Genomic DNA, 15,862 nt, shown 5'->3' with positions numbered 1-15,862 from the left:
AAATTTAGCCTGGTCCGGACTTTCGACCCCCCGCTTTCACGCCATGTGTGCGTCGTCCCGGTGATAGATCCGGGCGGTCCCCAGCGCACACGCGAGCGGTGAGGCGCCCCTGGCGCGCCGTCCGCCGCCGCCCACCGGACCCACCCCCGTTTGCACCAGCATCCATCCGCCCTCCGGCCATCGCTGTCGGAGGTGTGCCCGAAGGAAAGGACGTCGCATCATGCCCGCAGTCACCGCACCGGAAGCCGAGGGCTGGCTGATCGAGAAGATCGCCCACCGACTCGACGTGGCGACCACCGAGGTCTCGCGCGAGGTCTACTTCGACGAGCTGGACCTCGACTCCACCGAAGCCCTCATTCTCGCGGGCGAGTTGGAGAGCTGGCTCGGTTTCGAGCTGAGCACGACGACGCTGTGGTACCACCCGACGGTCAAGGATCTGGCAGCGTACCTGGCCGAGGAGAGCGCTCAGCGTGCGTCCGCCGCGTGAGACAGCGCCGCCGGTCGCCCGGTCGTTCCGGGCCGCCGCGCCCGGTCGGCGCACCGTGTACGTCGTCCACCCCGGCGCGCTGGCGGCCCAGGTGTACCGCGGCCTCGCGAACGCGCTCCCGGAGGGCGACGGGCTGACCGTGCTCGACCTGAGCGCGGTCGCCGAATACGCGGAAGCCGCGCTGACCGGGGGCCGGGCGGCGACCACCGTGGAGGCCCTCGCCGACCGGCTGCTCGTCGCCCTCGGGCCGACCGACGGACCGTACACCCTGGCCGGCTGGTCCTTCGGCGGCACTCTGGCCCTCGCGATGATCCATGCGATGCCCGCCGACCGACGCCCCGAACGCCTGGTACTGCTCGACAGCATCGCCCCGACCGACGAGTACAAGCAGCCCGACGACTCGCTGGAACCCGACCTGCTCCTGGGCTGGTTCGCCATGTATCTGGGCGCGAAGCGGGGCCGCCCCGTCGACCTGCCGCCCGGTCGGCTCACCGGCTGCGGCGTCGACGACGGACTCCCCGTCGTCCTCGACACGGCGATCGCCTCCGGGGCCCTGCTCCCGGACACCCCGCTGCCTGGCCTGCGCAAGCTCTACGACACCTACGTGGACGGGCTGCTGCGCAACAACCGTCTGGTGGCCCCGCACCGAGCCGCCCCCGCTCCGCTCCCCCTCGTGCTGGTCAAGGCCGAGCGGAGCCTGGTTCCGGACGACCCGCACCTCGGCTGGCAGCCGCTCGCCCCGCACGGCCTGACGCTGCACAGCTCGCCCGGCGACCACTACACGATGCTGGGCCGCGCCGACGCCTTCGACGTGATCGTCCCTCTTCTGCACACCGTCTGACCCCTCCACGCGTGTCACCCCCAGGGCCCCGAACCGACCCGGGCTGTCCAAGCCCCGCCGTCCGACCAAGAGAGCCTCGCCGTGAACGCTTCGCACCCTTCTGACCTCGACCGCCGACTCGCGCGGGATCCCATCGCGATCGTCGGTCTGTCCGCGCTGTATCCCAAGTCCCGTGACCTGCACGAGTTCTGGGCGAACGTGGTCTCCGCCGCCGACTGCATCGAGGACGTCCCCGCGACGCACTGGGACGTGTCGGAGCACTACGACCCCGATCCCACCGCGCCCGACAAGACGTACTCCCGGCGCGGCGGCTTCATCCCCACCGTCGACTTCAATCCGCTGGAGTTCGGCCTGCCGCCGAACACCCTCGAAGTCACCGACGTCCTGCAGCTGTTGAGCCTGGTCGTGGCCCGCGACGTGCTCAAGGACGCGGGCTCCGACCAGGAGTGGTACGACGCCTCGCGCACCGGTGTGATCCTCGGCGTGACCGGCGCCAACCAGCTCACCCAGCCGCTGTCGACCCGGCTCCAGACCCCCGTCCTCAAAGAGGTCGTCCGCTCCTGCGGGCTCTCGGAGCGGGACGCGGAGGAGATCGCGGAGAAGTTCAAACTGGCCTTCGCGCCCTGGGAGGAGAACTCCTTCCCCGGCATGCTGGGCAACGTCGTCGCCGGCCGGATCGCCAACCGCCTGGACCTGGGCGGCACCAACATGACCATCGACGCCGCCTGCGCGAGCTCGCTGGGCGCGGTGAAGAGCGCGATCAGCGACCTGTTGGAGCGGCGCTCGGACACGATGCTGGTGGGCGGCTGCGACGCCGAGAACACCATCTTCATGTACCTGTGCTTCAGCAAGACGCCCGCCTTCTCCAAGACCGGCGGCATCCGCCCGTTCGACGAGAACGCCGACGGCACCCTCATCGGCGAGGGCATCGGCATGCTGGCCCTGCGCCGGCTGTCGGACGCCGAGCGGGACGGCAACCGGATCTACGCCGTCATCCGCGGCATCGGCTCCTCCAGCGACGGCCGCTTCAAGTCCATCTACGCCCCGCGCAAGGAAGGCCAGATGGCCGCGCTGCGCCGCGCGTACGAGGACGCCGACGTCTCCCCGGACTCCATCGAGCTGTTCGAGGCGCACGGCACGGGGACGGCCGTCGGCGAGGCGACCGAGCTGTCCGCGCTCAGCGCGGTGGTCTCGCAGGACGGCCAGGACCGGCAGTTCGCGGCGGTCGGCAGCGTGAAGTCGCAGATCGGCCACACCAAGGCAGCCGCCGGCGCGGCCGGAATGATCAAGCTGGCGCTCTCCCTGCACCACCGTCTCCTGCCGCCCACGATCAACGTGGAGCGGCCGAACCCGTCGGTGGACTGGGAGAACAGCCCGTTCTACGTGAGCACCCGCACCCGCCCCTGGATCCGCGACCCGCGTCGGCCCCGGCGCCGGGCAGCCGTCTCGGCGTTCGGGTTCGGCGGCACCAACTTCCATGTGGTGATGGAGGAGCACGGTGTCGGGGACGACCTGCGGGTCATGTTCCCTGTGAGCCGGGTTTACGTGTGGCATGCACCTGACATGAATGGTCTGATCAGGGAGCTCGACGCGGGCGCGGAGCCCGCGTCCGCCCCCGCCCCGGCCGGTCACCCCAGGCTCGCGCTCGTCGCCCGCTCCGACGCCGAACTCGCCGAACTGCGCGCACTCGCCCTGGCCGAGCTGCGCACCCGGCCCTCGGCCGACTCCTGGTCGCATCCCAAGGGCGTCTACTTCCGCGCGTGCGACGCACCCCTCGGCAAGGTGGCCGCGCTCTTCGCCGGCCAGGGCAGCCAGTACGTCGAGCCCGGCCGGACGGCGGTGCTGGCGCTGCCCCCGCTGCGGGCGGCCTTCGACGAGGCCAACGCGGCCTTCGGGGAGCACGAACGCCCGCTGTCCCGGGTGGCGTTCCCGCCCCCCGCGTTCGACGAGATGACGCGCACCGCCCAGGAGAGCGAGCTGCGCCGCACCGAGTACGCCCAGCCCGCGATCGGCGCCCTGGCGGCCGGCCAGTACCGGTATCTGACCGAACTCGGCTTCGACGCCGAGGGTTTCCTCGGGCACAGCTTCGGCGAACTGGCCGCGCTGTGGGCCGCCGGCGCCCTCGACGACGCCACCTACTTCGCGCTGGCCCGGGCCCGCGGCGCCGCGATGGCGCCGCCCGCCGACGCGCCCGCCGGCTTCGACGCCGGCGCCATGGCCGCCGTCACCGCCTCCGAGGAGCGGGTCGCCGAACTGCTCGCCGCACACGACGGGTTGACCGTCTGCAACCGCAACGCCGCGGACCAGATCGTGGTCGGAGGCGCCACCGACGCGGTGGAGCGGTTCGTGGAGGCGGCCGGGGCGGCAGGCGTCCGCGCACTGCGGCTGCCGGTGTCGGCGGCCTTCCACACCCCGTTCGTCGCCCACGCCGTGGAGGCCTTCGGACGCCGGGTGGCCGAGGCGCAGATCCATGAGCCCCGGCGACCGGTGTACGCCAACTCCCCCGGGGCCGCCTACGGTTCGGACGTCGAGGCCAACCGGCGCACGCTGGTCGAGCAGATCGGCAAGCCGGTCGAGTTCGCCGACCGGGTCGAGGAGATGTACGCGGCCGGGTTCCGTACGTTCGTCGAGTTCGGCCCCAAGGGCGTGCTCACCAAGCTGGTCCGGCGCATCCTCGGCGAGCGCGAGCACTTCGCGGTGCAGCTCGACCCGGGCAGCGGCGCGGACGCGGACCTGACGCTGAAGCGGGCGGTGGCCCAACTGGCCGTGCTGGGACTGCCGTTGGCCACCGACGACCGCTACACCGCCGAGCCGATGAGCGTCGAACCCGTCAAGGGGATGACCATCGCGCTCAACGGCATCAACCATGTGCCCGAGACGCGGAAGGCGGCGTATCGCGACGCGATCGAGAACGGCTACCGGGTGAGTCTGCCGCCGGGCGGTGCCGACGGGTCGCGGCCGCTCGCGGGCGTCCTCTCGGCGCCCGCCCTCGCACCCTCCGCCCCGCAGCCCGCTGCGGTCCTGCGGCGAGCCGAGGCGCCGTTGCCCGCGCCGGTCGCCGCCGTGACCTCGGGTGCCGTGGCCGGCGCCGTACAGACGGCGCCCGCGGCCGCCCTGCCCGTCCCCGCCGACGTCCTGGAGAGCGAGCCCGTGCACGAAGAACATCCCTCCCCCGCCCCGGCCTCCGCTGCCGCCCCCGCCGACGACCGGCTCTCCGCGCTGATCGCCGATCACCTCGCCCTCCACGACGACTACCTCCAGGGACAGCTCGACAGCGCGCAGCGCATGATGGGGCTGCTCGAGCGAGCCGATGAGCAGGGCCGCGTCGACGCCGTGATCCCGGGCGTGTCCTCGGTCAAGGAACACGGGCTGGCGATCGGGCGCACCCACGTCCGGGCCAACGAGATCCTGCGGGACCTGGCCGCCATGGAGTTGGGGAGCGCGGCTCCGGCAGGCCCGGCGCCTGTCGCTCCGGCCGCTCCGGCGGCCCTGTCCGTGTCCGCGCCCGTGGAGCTGCCCTCGGCCGCGGCCGCTGCTCCCGCGGCCCTTGAGCCGGCCCCCGCCCCGGTGGCCCCGGCGCCTCCGGCCGCGCTTCCCGAGGCTCCGCCGGCCCCCGTCGCGGTGAGCCCGCAGCCGCAGCCGTCGGCTCCGTCCGCTCCCGCGCCGTCGCAGGCGCCGTCGGCCGACGGCCCCTCGCAGGACGACGTCGCGGCGGCGCTGCTCGACGTGGTGGCGCAGAAGACCGGCTACCCGGCGGAGATGCTCGAACTTGGCATGGACGTGGAGGCGGACTTGGGCATCGACTCCATCAAACGCGTCGAGATCATGGGCGTCCTCCAGGAACGCTTCCCCAGCCCCACCCCCGTCGGCCCCGAACAACTCGGCGAACTGCGCACCCTCAGCGAGATCGTCGGCTTCGTCCTGAGCCTCGGCAGCGCGAACCCGCGCACCCCGGCCGCCGCCGCGACCCTCACCGCCCCGGAGCCCGCCCCCGCCGTCAGCACCGAGGACGTCGCCGCCGCCCTCCTCGGCGTCGTGTCGGAGAAGACGGGCTACCCCGCGGACATGCTCGACCTGGGCATGGACGTCGAGGCGGACCTCGGCATCGACTCCATCAAACGCGTCGAGATCATGGGCGTCCTGCAGGAACGCTTCCCGAGTTCCACCCCCGTCGGCCCCGAGCAGCTCGCCGAACTGCGCACCCTGAACGAGATCGTCGGCTTCGTCCTGGAGCTGCGCGGCCCGGACGCGTCCGCCGCCGGCCCGGCGCAGGTCGTGGCCGCCCCCGCAGCCCAGGCCTCCCCGACGGCCCCGACCGCCACCGCAGACGACGTGTGCGGCGCCCTCCTCGAGGTCGTCTCCGCCAAGACGGGCTACCCGGCCGACATGCTCGACCTGAGCATGGACGTCGAGGCGGACCTCGGCATCGACTCCATCAAACGCGTCGAGATCATGGGCGTCCTCCAGGAACGCTTCCCCAGCCCCACCCCCGTCGGCCCCGAGCAGCTCGCCGAACTGCGCACCCTGAACGACATCGTCGGCTTCGTCGCGGGACTCTCCGGCCCCGCCGCCGAGCCGCAGAGCGTGCCTCCCACGCTCCCGGCGTCCGAAGCACCTCACGCCCCCGATGCGCCCGCGCCCGCCGGAATCGGCCGCGGACAGGCCTCTCTCGTGGAGCTCCCGGCGCCGGACCAGCTGGTCGACGCCTATCCGCACGGCGCGGCCGCGCTCGTCGTCGACGACGGCAGTGAGGTGGCGCGGGCCTCGGCGGCCCGGCTCGTCGAGAGCGGGTGGCAGGTGCGTGTGCTGCGGCTGCCGGGCGTGCCGCAGCGCGTCAGCGGGGCCGCGGACGTGGCCCTCGGCGGCTGGGGCACCACCGAACTGTCCTCCGGCATCGAGCAGTTGGGCAAGGACAAGATCCATCTCGTGCTCGGCTTCGGGGCCGCGGAAGGCCTCACCTGGGCCGAGGGCGTGCGCCGACTGGCCCACACCCTCTTGATCGCCCGGCACCTGGTCGGACCGCTCAGCGAGGCGGCGGCGGGCGGCCAGCGCGCCGCATTCGTCACCGTGACCCGGCTCGACGGCTCCTTCGGACTCGACGGAGTCGCCGAAGAGGCGGTGCCCGCCGGCGGCGTCGGCGGACTGGTGAAGACCCTCGCGGTCGAGGCGCCTGAGCTGTTCTGCCGGGCCCTGGACCTGTCCTGCTCGCTCAGCGCCGCCGAGGCCGCCGAACTGGTCCTGGAGGAGGCCTACGACGCGGCGGCCTCGCCGGTCCAGGTGGGCCGGGACGGCGTCCGCCGGGTCGCCCTCACCCTGGGCGACGCGACGCACCCCGCGACGGAGACGGCCGCGCCGGAGCTCACCGAGCAGGATCTCCTGGTGGTCACCGGCGGCGGACGCGGCATCACCGCCGTCTGCGTGGCCGAGCTGGCCCGGCGTCACCGGCCCGGACTGCTCCTGCTGGGCCGTACGCCGCTCGACGACGAACCGGCCTGGGCCAACGGCGTGGCCGAGTCCGGTCTCAAGGCCGCCGCGGCGGGCGAGTTGCACCGGCGTGGGGAGAAGCCCACGCCGAAGCGGGTCGAGCAGCTCTACCGGGCGGTGACCGGCGCCCGGGAGATCCGCGCCACGCTGGCGGAGCTCCGCGCGGCCGGCAGTCAGGCCGAGTACCTGGCGGTGGACATCACCGATCCCGCCGCCACCGCCGCCGCGCTCGCCCCCTACCGGGAGCGGGTCACCGGTCTGGTGCACGGCGCCGGGGTCCTCGCGGACCAATTGATCGGCAACAAGAAGGCGTCCGAGATCGAGCGGGTCTTCGCGCCCAAGCTGGACGGTCTGCAGGCGGTCACGGCCGCGCTGCCCGGCGAGGCCCTGCGGCACGTAGTGCTCTTCTCCTCGGTGGCCGGCTTCTTCGGCAACCGCGGCCAGTCGGACTATGCGATGGCCAACGAGGTGCTCAACGCCTGGGCCGTGTCCTTCAAGCGGCGCCACCCGGCGGCCCGGGTCACCTCGCTCAACTGGGGCGCGTGGGACAGCGGGATGGTCTCGCCCGAGGTGAAGGCCGTCTTCGCCGAGCGCGGGCTGGTTCTGATCCCGTCGGAGACCGGCGCCCGGATGTTCGTCGAGCAGTTCGCGGCCGAGCGCTCGCACGACCTGGTGACCGTGCTCGGACCCACCACGCCGCTGTCCGAGCGCGAGACGGCACTGCCGACGGCGCCCGTCACCGTGGAGCGGCCGCTGGCCGGTCTGGAGCACGACCCCATGGTCGCCGACCATGTGATCGGCGGGGTTCCGGTGCTGCCGGCGGTGATCCCGCTCGGCTGGGCGCTCGCCGCGGTGGAGCGCACGTTCGGCACGACGGCCGCCGTGGTGCGGGACTTCACCGTCTACAAGGGCGTCGTCTTCGACGCCGGCCGGCCGGAGCGGTGGCAGCTGACCATGACGCCGGCCGGGGACGCCGTACGGATCGACATCCGCGGCATCGAGCAGGACGGCACCGTACGGCCCCGCTACGGCGCGGTGGTCGTGCCCGGCGCGGCGCCCGTCGCGACCGAGGTCACCGGGCTGCCCGGACTGGGCGGCGGCCGGGACGCCTCGGACTTCTACCACGACGGCACCCTGTTCCACGGGCCCGCGCTGCGGGGCGTGCGCCGGGTGCTGACCGAGGAGCGGTCCCGGCTGGTCCTGGAGTGCGACCTGCCCGAACTCCACCCGGCGGCAGGCGCCTTCGACAGTTCCCGGTACGTCCCCGGCACCGCCGACCTGCTGCTGCAGGCCGGTCTGGTGTGGGGCAGCCTCTTCCGTGACGCGGCCGGGCTGCCGCTGTCGGTGGAGGGCGCCGTGCTGCACCGGCGGCTGCCCGACGCCGAGCCCTTCCTGGTCGTGGTGGAGCCCGTCTCCTCCGACGAGACGACGACCTCCTTCACCATCACCGCCTGCACTCCCGACGGGCAGGTCCTCGCCCGTCTCGACGGGGTCTCGGTGGTCTCCGCTCCCCAGCTCGCGGCCAAGTTCGTCAACGACTGACCGTCCAGGAGCGACAGACGCAGGCGATCGCCGGTCCGCACGGCTCTCCCAGCCGCACCCCGGAGCCGTCCGGACCGGCGGTCCCCTCAGAAGGGATCCCAGCTCTCATGAACACCTACGCCATCGTCGGCCTCTCCTGCCTGTTCCCGGGCGCCGCCTCGCCCGCCGGATTCTGGCGGAACCTCCGTGCCGGGGTGGACAGCCGCCGGGAAGGAGGCGAGGAGATCTTCGGCGCGGCGCCGAACGCCCGTGACGCCGACCCGGACCACCCCATCTACTGCCACCAGGGCGGCTTCATCGACGACTTCGCCTTCGACTCGGCCGGCTATCTCATCGCCCCCGACCGGCTGGCCCGGCTCGACCGGCTGTTCCACTGGTCGCTCCATGTGGCCCGGGAGGCGCTGCGCGACTCCGGTCACGCCGACCGGCCCGAGGTGCTGGCCAGGACCGGCCTGATCCTCGGCAACTACTCCCTGCCCACCCCCGTCTCGGCCGAGGGGAGCGTGCCACTGTTCCAGGAAGCGGTGCTGGCGGGTCTGCGCCAGGCCGGGCTGCCCGCGCTCGACGGGTTGGCGGGCCCCGAGGCGCTCGTCGACCGCAGCGCCCTGCTACCGGAGAACGCCCGCGTCAGCGGCTCCCCCGCCGGGGTGGCGGCCGCCGCCCTCGGCCTCGGCGGCCCCCGGTACGCCCTCGACGCCGCCTGTGCCTCCGCCCTGTACGCGCTGAAGCTGGCCTGCCATCACCTGGACACCGGGCGCGTCGACCTGGTGCTCGCGGGCGGTGTCTGCGCCCCGGACCCGCGCCTGCTGCACGTGTCCTTCTCGGATCTGCACGCCTACCCCGAGGACGGGTTCAGTCAGCCCTTCGACACCCGTTCCGGCGGCATTGTCACCAGTCAGGGCGCCGGCATGCTCGCGGTGAAACGGCTGGCGGACGCGGTGCGCGACGGCGACCGGATCCACGCCGTGGTGGACGGCGTCGGCCTGTCCAACGACGGCAGCGGCCGTCATCTGCTCGTCCCGCAGGCGGCCGGCCAGCTCCAGGCCTACGAACTCGCCTACGCGCAGGCCGGGTTCGACCCGGCCGAGATCGACTACGTGGAGTGCCACGCCACCGGAACACCGATCGGCGACAGCACCGAGGCCGAGTCCGTGAGCGCCTTCTTCGGCGGCCGGGGACGGGTGCCCCTGATCGGCTCCGTCAAGGGCAACATCGGGCATCTGCTGACCGCGGCGGGTCTCGCGGGCCTGCTCAAGGTCGTACTCGCCATGGGCGAGGGCCACATCCCGCCCACCATCGGCGTCGAGCAGCCCGTCACCTCCAAGGACGGCCGGGTCGGCGCCGACGTCCTGGTGCGGACCGGGCGGGAGTGGCCGCAGGGGGCCGGGCCGCGCCGGGCCGGGGTGTCCGCCTTCGGCTTCGGCGGCGCCAACGCACACGCCGTGCTCTCCGCGCCCGCCGAGCGGCCGGAGGCGGCGGACGGTCCGCCGGTGACCGCCCCCGACCTCGACATCATCGGGCTCGGCGCCCATTTCGGCTCCTTCGAGTCGCTGGAGGCCTTCGAGAGTTCCGTGCACGACGGCGCCGACGCCTTCCGCAACCTGCCCGAGCGGCGCTGGCGCGGTCTGGAGCAGACCCCCGGCGGTTCCCTGGACCGGGTGGGGATGGGACCGGACCCGCTGCCGGTCGGCGGCTTCGTGGACGGGGTCGGCATCGACCCGCTGGACCTCCGGATCCCCCCGGCCGACCTGCGGATGTACAACCTCCAGCAGGCGCTGGTGGTGAAGGTGGCCGACGAGGCGCTGCGTGACGCCGGGTTCAGCCGGGCGCCCGCCGAGGGGCAGTCGGCGCCCCCGCCGCGGCGGATCGCCGTCGTGGTGAACATGGAGATCGAGCCCTACACCCACGCCAGGATCGCCCGGTACGGCCTCGGCGACTTCCTGCGCCGTGAGTTCGAGCGGGCCGGCCTCGATCCGACCGAGGAGCAGCGGGCCGCGCTGGTCGCGCTGTCCCGGGAGGCGGTGGCCGACACGGTGAGCACCAACGAGGTGCTCAGCTTCATCGGCAACGTGATGGCCAGCAAGATCTCCTCGCTGTGGAATCTGACCGGCCCGTCCTTCACCGTCTCCGCGCATGCCGCGGGCACGGTCGAGGCGCTGGAGATCGCCCGGCTGCTGCTGCTCGACCCGGGCATCGAGGCCGTCCTGGTCGGCGCGGTCGACCTGGCGGGCTCCGCCGAGCAGTCCCTGCTGCGTCCCGGGGCGGTCGCCGAGGCCGGGCTGTCCTTCGGCGAGGGCGGGCCGGGGCGGCGGGTCGGCGACGGCGCGGGCGCCGTGGTGGTCACCCGCCCCGGCGTCGGCGGCCGGGTCTACGCCCGGCTCGACGGTCTGGCCGTGCGCCACGCCATGCCCGTCGACGGCACCGTGCCGGAGGCCGCCGTGGAGCCGATGGCCGAGGCCGTCGAGGCCGCCCTCGCGGAGGCCGGGGTGACCTCGGCCGACATCGGCTACCTGGAGGCCCACGCGGGCGGATCCGCCGAGCAGGACCGGGCCGAACTCGACGCCCTGGCCCGCGTCTACCCGGCCGGCGCCGGCAGTACGGCCCTGGGCAGCGCCAAGGCGCAGCTCGGCGACACCGGCTGCGCGGCCGCCATGGCCGGCCTGATCCGCACGGTGCTCTGCCTGCACCACGGCTATCTGCCCGGCGTGCCCGGCTGGAGCCGGCCCGCGGCGGAACTCACCGACGTCTTCGCCGCGTCGGCACTCTATGTGCCGGAGTACTCCCGGCCGTGGCTGCGGGCGCACGGCAAGGACCGCCGGTACGCGGCGGTCGACGTCATCGGCGCCGACGGCGCCCACGGTCATCTGGTGCTGTCCGCCGACGCCACCAGGGGCCGCACGGTGACGGCCGACTGGCGGCGGGCCGGCGGCCCGGTGCTGCTGCCACTGTCCGCCGGCACGGTGGACGGGCTGCTGGACTCGGTCGAGCGGCACCGGAAACTGCTGGCCGAGGGCGCCGACCCCGGTGCGCTGGCCCGGACGGCCGCCGCCGCGCTGCCGGACGGGGCGCTGCGCGCCGTGCTCGTCGGCGCAGACGGGACCGAGCTCGCCCACCAGCTGGAGCTGGCGGCCCGCGGTCTGCCCGCCGCGCTGGCACGCGGCGAGGAGTGGGCCACGCCGGCCGGGTCGTTCGCCACGGGCCGCCCGATCGGCCCGCAGGGAAAGGTGGCGCTGGTCTATCCGGGCGCCTTCAACTCCTACCCCGGCCTGGGGCGGGACTTCTTCCGGGCCTTCCCCGGGCTGCTGGACCGGTTCGAGGCCCGCACCGACGAACCCGCCCGGCTGCTGCGCGAGCGTCTGCTGTACCCGCGGACGCAGACCGCTTCCGGGCGGCGCGAACTGATGGAGCACGAGTCGGCGCTCGGCGACGACATCCCGTTCATGCTCGCCACCGGCACCAGCTTCGCCATCCTGTACACCGAGCTGGTCCGTGAGGTCCTCGGCGTCCCCGTCCAGGGCGGGTTCGGCTACAGCCTGGGCGAGTCCAGCATGCTGTTCGCCACCGGGGGCTGGCTGTCGGAGGGCCGCCGCGACAACCTGATCAGCGATACGCCGATCTTCCGCGACCGTCTGTGCGGTCCGCGCCGCACGGTGCGTGAGCTGTGGGGACTGCCGGAGGACACCCCGGACCAGGAGGTGTGGGGCAGCCATGTGCTGCTGGCCGACGCGGAGACGGTGCGCGAGGCCCTCACCCGGTACGACCGGGTGTTCCTCACGCATGTCAACACGCCCGGCGAACTGGTGATCGCGGGCGATCCCGCCCAGTGCCGCGCCCTCATCAAGGACGTGGGCTGCCCGGCGGCCCGCTCCCCGGTCAACGCCGTGATGCACGCCCCCGCCGTGGACGCCGAACTCGACGGTCTGGCCGGCCTGAACGACTACCCGACCGGCTCCCTCGGCGATCTGGAGCTGTTCAGCGCCTACGACTACCAGGCGCTGCCCGGCCTGGACCGCGAGCGGATCTCCCGGCGGATCGCGCACACCCTGCGGTCCACGATCGACTTCCCCCGTCTGGTGCACACCGCCTACGACGCCGGTTACCGCTACTTCATCGAGGTCGGCCCCAGCGCGACCTGCTCCCGCTGGGTGCGGGACACGCTGGGCGACGCGGCGCACGTGGCCGTGCCCGTGGACCGGCGGGGCAGCTCCGCCGCCAGGTCGGTGGCCCAGCTGGTGGCCCGGCTGGTCGGTCACGGTCTGCCCGTCGACCTCGCCGCGCTGCTCGGCCCCGAGCCGGCCGCGGCGCCGGCCCGCCGGCAGGTCCGGGTGGGCGGGGGCGAGCCGATTCCGGCCCGGGTCGCCCGCGGGGCAAGGGAACTGGCCCCGCTCGCCGCGCGGTCCGCGGCACCGGTCCCCGCCGCACGGTCCGCCGCACCAGCGGCATCCGCCGGGTCCACGACAGCAGCCGCCTCGACTTTGCCCGGCCGGCCCGGCCTGCCCGAAGCACCGGCCGGGCCTCCCGTACCGCCCGTCTCTCCTGTTCCTGTTCCTGTTCCGTTGGAGGAGCCAGCGCCCATGCCCGCTGACCCGACGCTCGCCGACCCCGAGTCCCTCACCTTCGACGGTGACCCGATCGCGTTCCTGCCCTGGGCGCCGCAGGAGCCCGCCACCCCGGCCGACCGCCCCGCGGCCCCGTCCCGCCCGGCGCCCCGGCCTCAGCCGGCCGCGGCGCCCGCCACGACGACGACCGCGGACGTCATCCGTGAACTGCGCGAGCAGATCGTCACCACGCACTCGGTGGTCATGGAGACCCAGCGTGTCCTCCAGCAGGCCACCCTCAGCCGCGCCGAGGCCCTGCTCGACGCGGGAGGCACCCCGACGGCCCAGGCCGCCCCGACCGCCTCGCCCGTACGACGTCCGGCCGTCCGGCCCGCCGCGGCCGCCCCCGCCGCCCTTCCGGTCCCGCCCGCCGCCCTTCCCCTTCCGGTCTCACCCGCCCACGCGCCCAAGGCCCTCGCCCCGGCGCCGCAGCCCCCCGCTCCCCCGGTCAGGACCGGCGACGAGATCTGGGACGAGGCCGACCTGCTGGAGTTCGCGACCGGCTCCATCGCCAAGGTCTTCGGCGAGAAGTTCGCGCCCATCGACGGTTACGGCAAACGCGTGCGTCTCCCGGCGCCCCCGTACCACTTCGTCACCCGGGTCACGGCCCTCAAGGGTGAGACCGGTGTCTTCGAACCCGCGACGATCACCACCGAGTACGACGTGCCGGAGGACGCCTGGTACGCGGTGGACGGCGGCGTCCCGCCGGCGGTGACCGTCGAGGCGGGACAGTGCGACCTGCTCCTGGTCAGCTACCTCGGCATCGACTTCAAGAACCGCGGCGACCGCGTCTACCGTCTGCTCGACAGCTCCCTGATCTTCCACGGCGACCTGCCCCGCACCGGACAGACCCTCCGCTACGACATCTCCATCGACCGCTTCGTCCACAACGGCGACACCACGCTCTTCTTCTTCAGCTACCTCTGCTACGCCGACGGCGAGCTGATCCTCGAACTCAAGGACGCCTGCGCCGGCTTCTTCAGCGAGGCGGAGCTGGCCACGCCGCTGGGCGTCGTGATGACAGCGAAGGAGAAGGCCGCACGCGCCGCGCTCACCAGGACGTCGTTCAAGCCGCTGGCCTACACCGACCACAACCACCTCACCCGGGCCGACCTGGAACTGCTCGCGCAGGGCCGCCCCGGTGACGTCTTCGGTCCGGACCACGCCCAGGACCCGGGCGTCAACCCGTCGCTGCGGCTCCCGCACGAGATGCTGCGGATGATCGACGAGGTCACCGTCGACCGCACCGGCGGACCGCGCGGCATCGGAAGGATCAGCGCGACCAAGCAACTGCAGCCGGACGCCTGGTACTTCACCTGCCACTTCCCCGACGACCCGGTGCTCGCCGGGTCCCTGGTCGCCGAGGGAGCGGTCCAGCTGCTCCAGATCTATCTGCTGCACCAGGGCATGCACCTCACCCTGCCCGACGCCCGGTTCCAGACCGTGACCGACCGGCGGATCGACGTCCAGGTGCGCGGTCAGATCACCCCGCGCGACCGGGAGATCCGCTACGAGATCGAGGTCATGGAGCTGACCCTGCTGCCCCGGCCCACCGTGGTCGCCGACGTCCTCATCTACCTGGGCGACAAGCCGGTCGTCCGGATGAAGAACCTGGGCCTGAAGATCCAGGAGAAGGAGGGCACGCCGTACCGGCCGGAGACCGGCGGGGTGCCGCGGTTCCTCGGCCGCCGCAACCGCGACGGCGAGCCGGCGATGATCAACGAGCTGCATCTGGCGCACGCGGCCAAGGGGCAGCTGGACATGGCGATGGGCCCCGAGTTCGAGGTCTACCGCACGCGCCGGGCGCCCTACATCCCCAACGGGGACTTCCAGTTCGTCGACCGGGTCATGTCCCTCACCGGCACCCGCGGCGATCTGCGCCCCGGAGCGGAGATGGTGACCGAGTACGACTCGCCGGCCGACGCCTGGTACTACCTGCACAACTCCCACCCGCACATGCCCAACTGCGTGTACATGGAGTCCTCGCTCCAGGCGGCCATCTTCCTCGGCTACTACCTCGGCGCCACCCTGAAGCAGCCGCAGGAGGAGTACGCCATCCGCAACCTCGACGGCCGCGCCACGCTCGTCAAGGACGTGGACCTGCGGGGCAAGACCATCCGCCACCACTCCCGGCTGCTGATGACGAGCGCGGTCTCCGGGGCCGTCCTGCAGAACTTCTCCTACGAACTGTCCGCCGACGGCGAGGTCTTCTACACCGGCGAGTCGCTCTTCGGCTACTTCAGCGACGACGCCCTGGCCAACCAGGTGGGCCTGGACAGTGGCACATACGTCGCGCCGTGGCTCGAACAGGAGCGGGAGCACGGCCGGTTGACCGACGACCGGGTGCGCCGGATCGAACTGCCCTCGGACGCCCCGGTGTTCACCGATCCGGCACTGGGCCGGCTGCGGCTGCCCGGCGGCCACTTCCAGCTCGTGGACCGCGTCGACCTGGTCGAGGACGGGGGCCGGCACGGCGCCGGCTATCTGACCGGCTACCGGGAGATCCGCCCCGACGAGTGGTACTTCGACTGCCACTTCCACCGTGACCCGGTGATGCCCGGCTCACTCGGCGTCGAGGCGGTGCTCCAGGCGATGCGGCTGTTCGTGCTGGAGCGGGGTCTCGCCGAGGGCGTCGAGCGCCCGCGCTTCGCCATGGCGACCGACGTGGAGATGAAGTGGAAGTACCGGGGTCAGATCCTGCGCGACGACCGGGAGCTCCGGTTCGACGTGCACATCAAGGAGATCCGCCGGGAGGCGGACCGGGTGCTGCTGATCGCCGACGCGGACCTGTGGAAGCCCGGCCTGCGGATCTACGAACTCACCGATGTGGCGATCGAGGTGCGCTCCTGCGCCGACGACTCCGCCGCCGAGGCCTGACCGGACGCCCGTCCAGCACAAGGAGCTGCGTTT

At 73.3% G+C, this 15,862-nt stretch carries 4 protein-coding genes; all 4 read left to right on the top strand.

Annotated features, from left to right (window positions below; translation table 11 throughout):
- Positions 1 to 220 precede the first annotated feature (220 nt).
- Positions 221 to 487, top strand: coding sequence for an acyl carrier protein (locus tag B5557_RS41585; RefSeq protein ID WP_079664370.1), 267 nt, complete (start codon positions 221 to 223; stop codon positions 485 to 487).
- Positions 471 to 1,328 carry a thioesterase domain-containing protein gene (locus tag B5557_RS41580; RefSeq protein ID WP_079664369.1) on the top strand — a complete coding sequence of 286 codons (858 nt, stop codon included), beginning with the start codon at positions 471 to 473 and terminating at the stop codon, positions 1,326 to 1,328. Before B5557_RS41585 ends, B5557_RS41580 begins: the two co-directional genes overlap by 17 nt.
- Positions 1,329 to 1,409: 81 nt before the next feature.
- A complete protein-coding gene (locus B5557_RS41575) occupies positions 1,410 to 8,354 on the top strand; it encodes a type I polyketide synthase (RefSeq protein WP_079664368.1) in 6,945 nt (2,314 codons plus the stop codon).
- 107 nt (positions 8,355 to 8,461) lie between these two features.
- On the top strand, positions 8,462 to 15,829 hold the full coding sequence (locus B5557_RS41570; protein WP_079664367.1) for a beta-ketoacyl synthase N-terminal-like domain-containing protein: 7,368 nt from the start codon (positions 8,462 to 8,464) through the stop codon (positions 15,827 to 15,829).
- Positions 15,830 to 15,862: the final 33 nt, after the last annotated feature.

It is taken from the genome of Streptomyces sp. 3214.6 (assembly GCF_900129855.1).
In the GTDB taxonomy this organism is placed as follows: Bacteria; Actinomycetota; Actinomycetes; order Streptomycetales; family Streptomycetaceae; genus Streptomyces; species Streptomyces soliscabiei.
This window is presented reverse-complemented; position numbering and strand designations above follow the sequence as displayed.

Excerpts from the sequence above, each read along its gene's own strand:
- B5557_RS41570 (WP_079664367.1), top strand. The coding sequence starts at position 8,462 with ATGAACACCTACGCCATCGTCGGCCTCTCCTGCCTGTTCCCGGGCGCC.
- B5557_RS41585 (WP_079664370.1), top strand. The coding sequence starts at position 221 with ATGCCCGCAGTCACCGCACCGGAAGCCGAGGGCTGGCTGATCGAGAAG.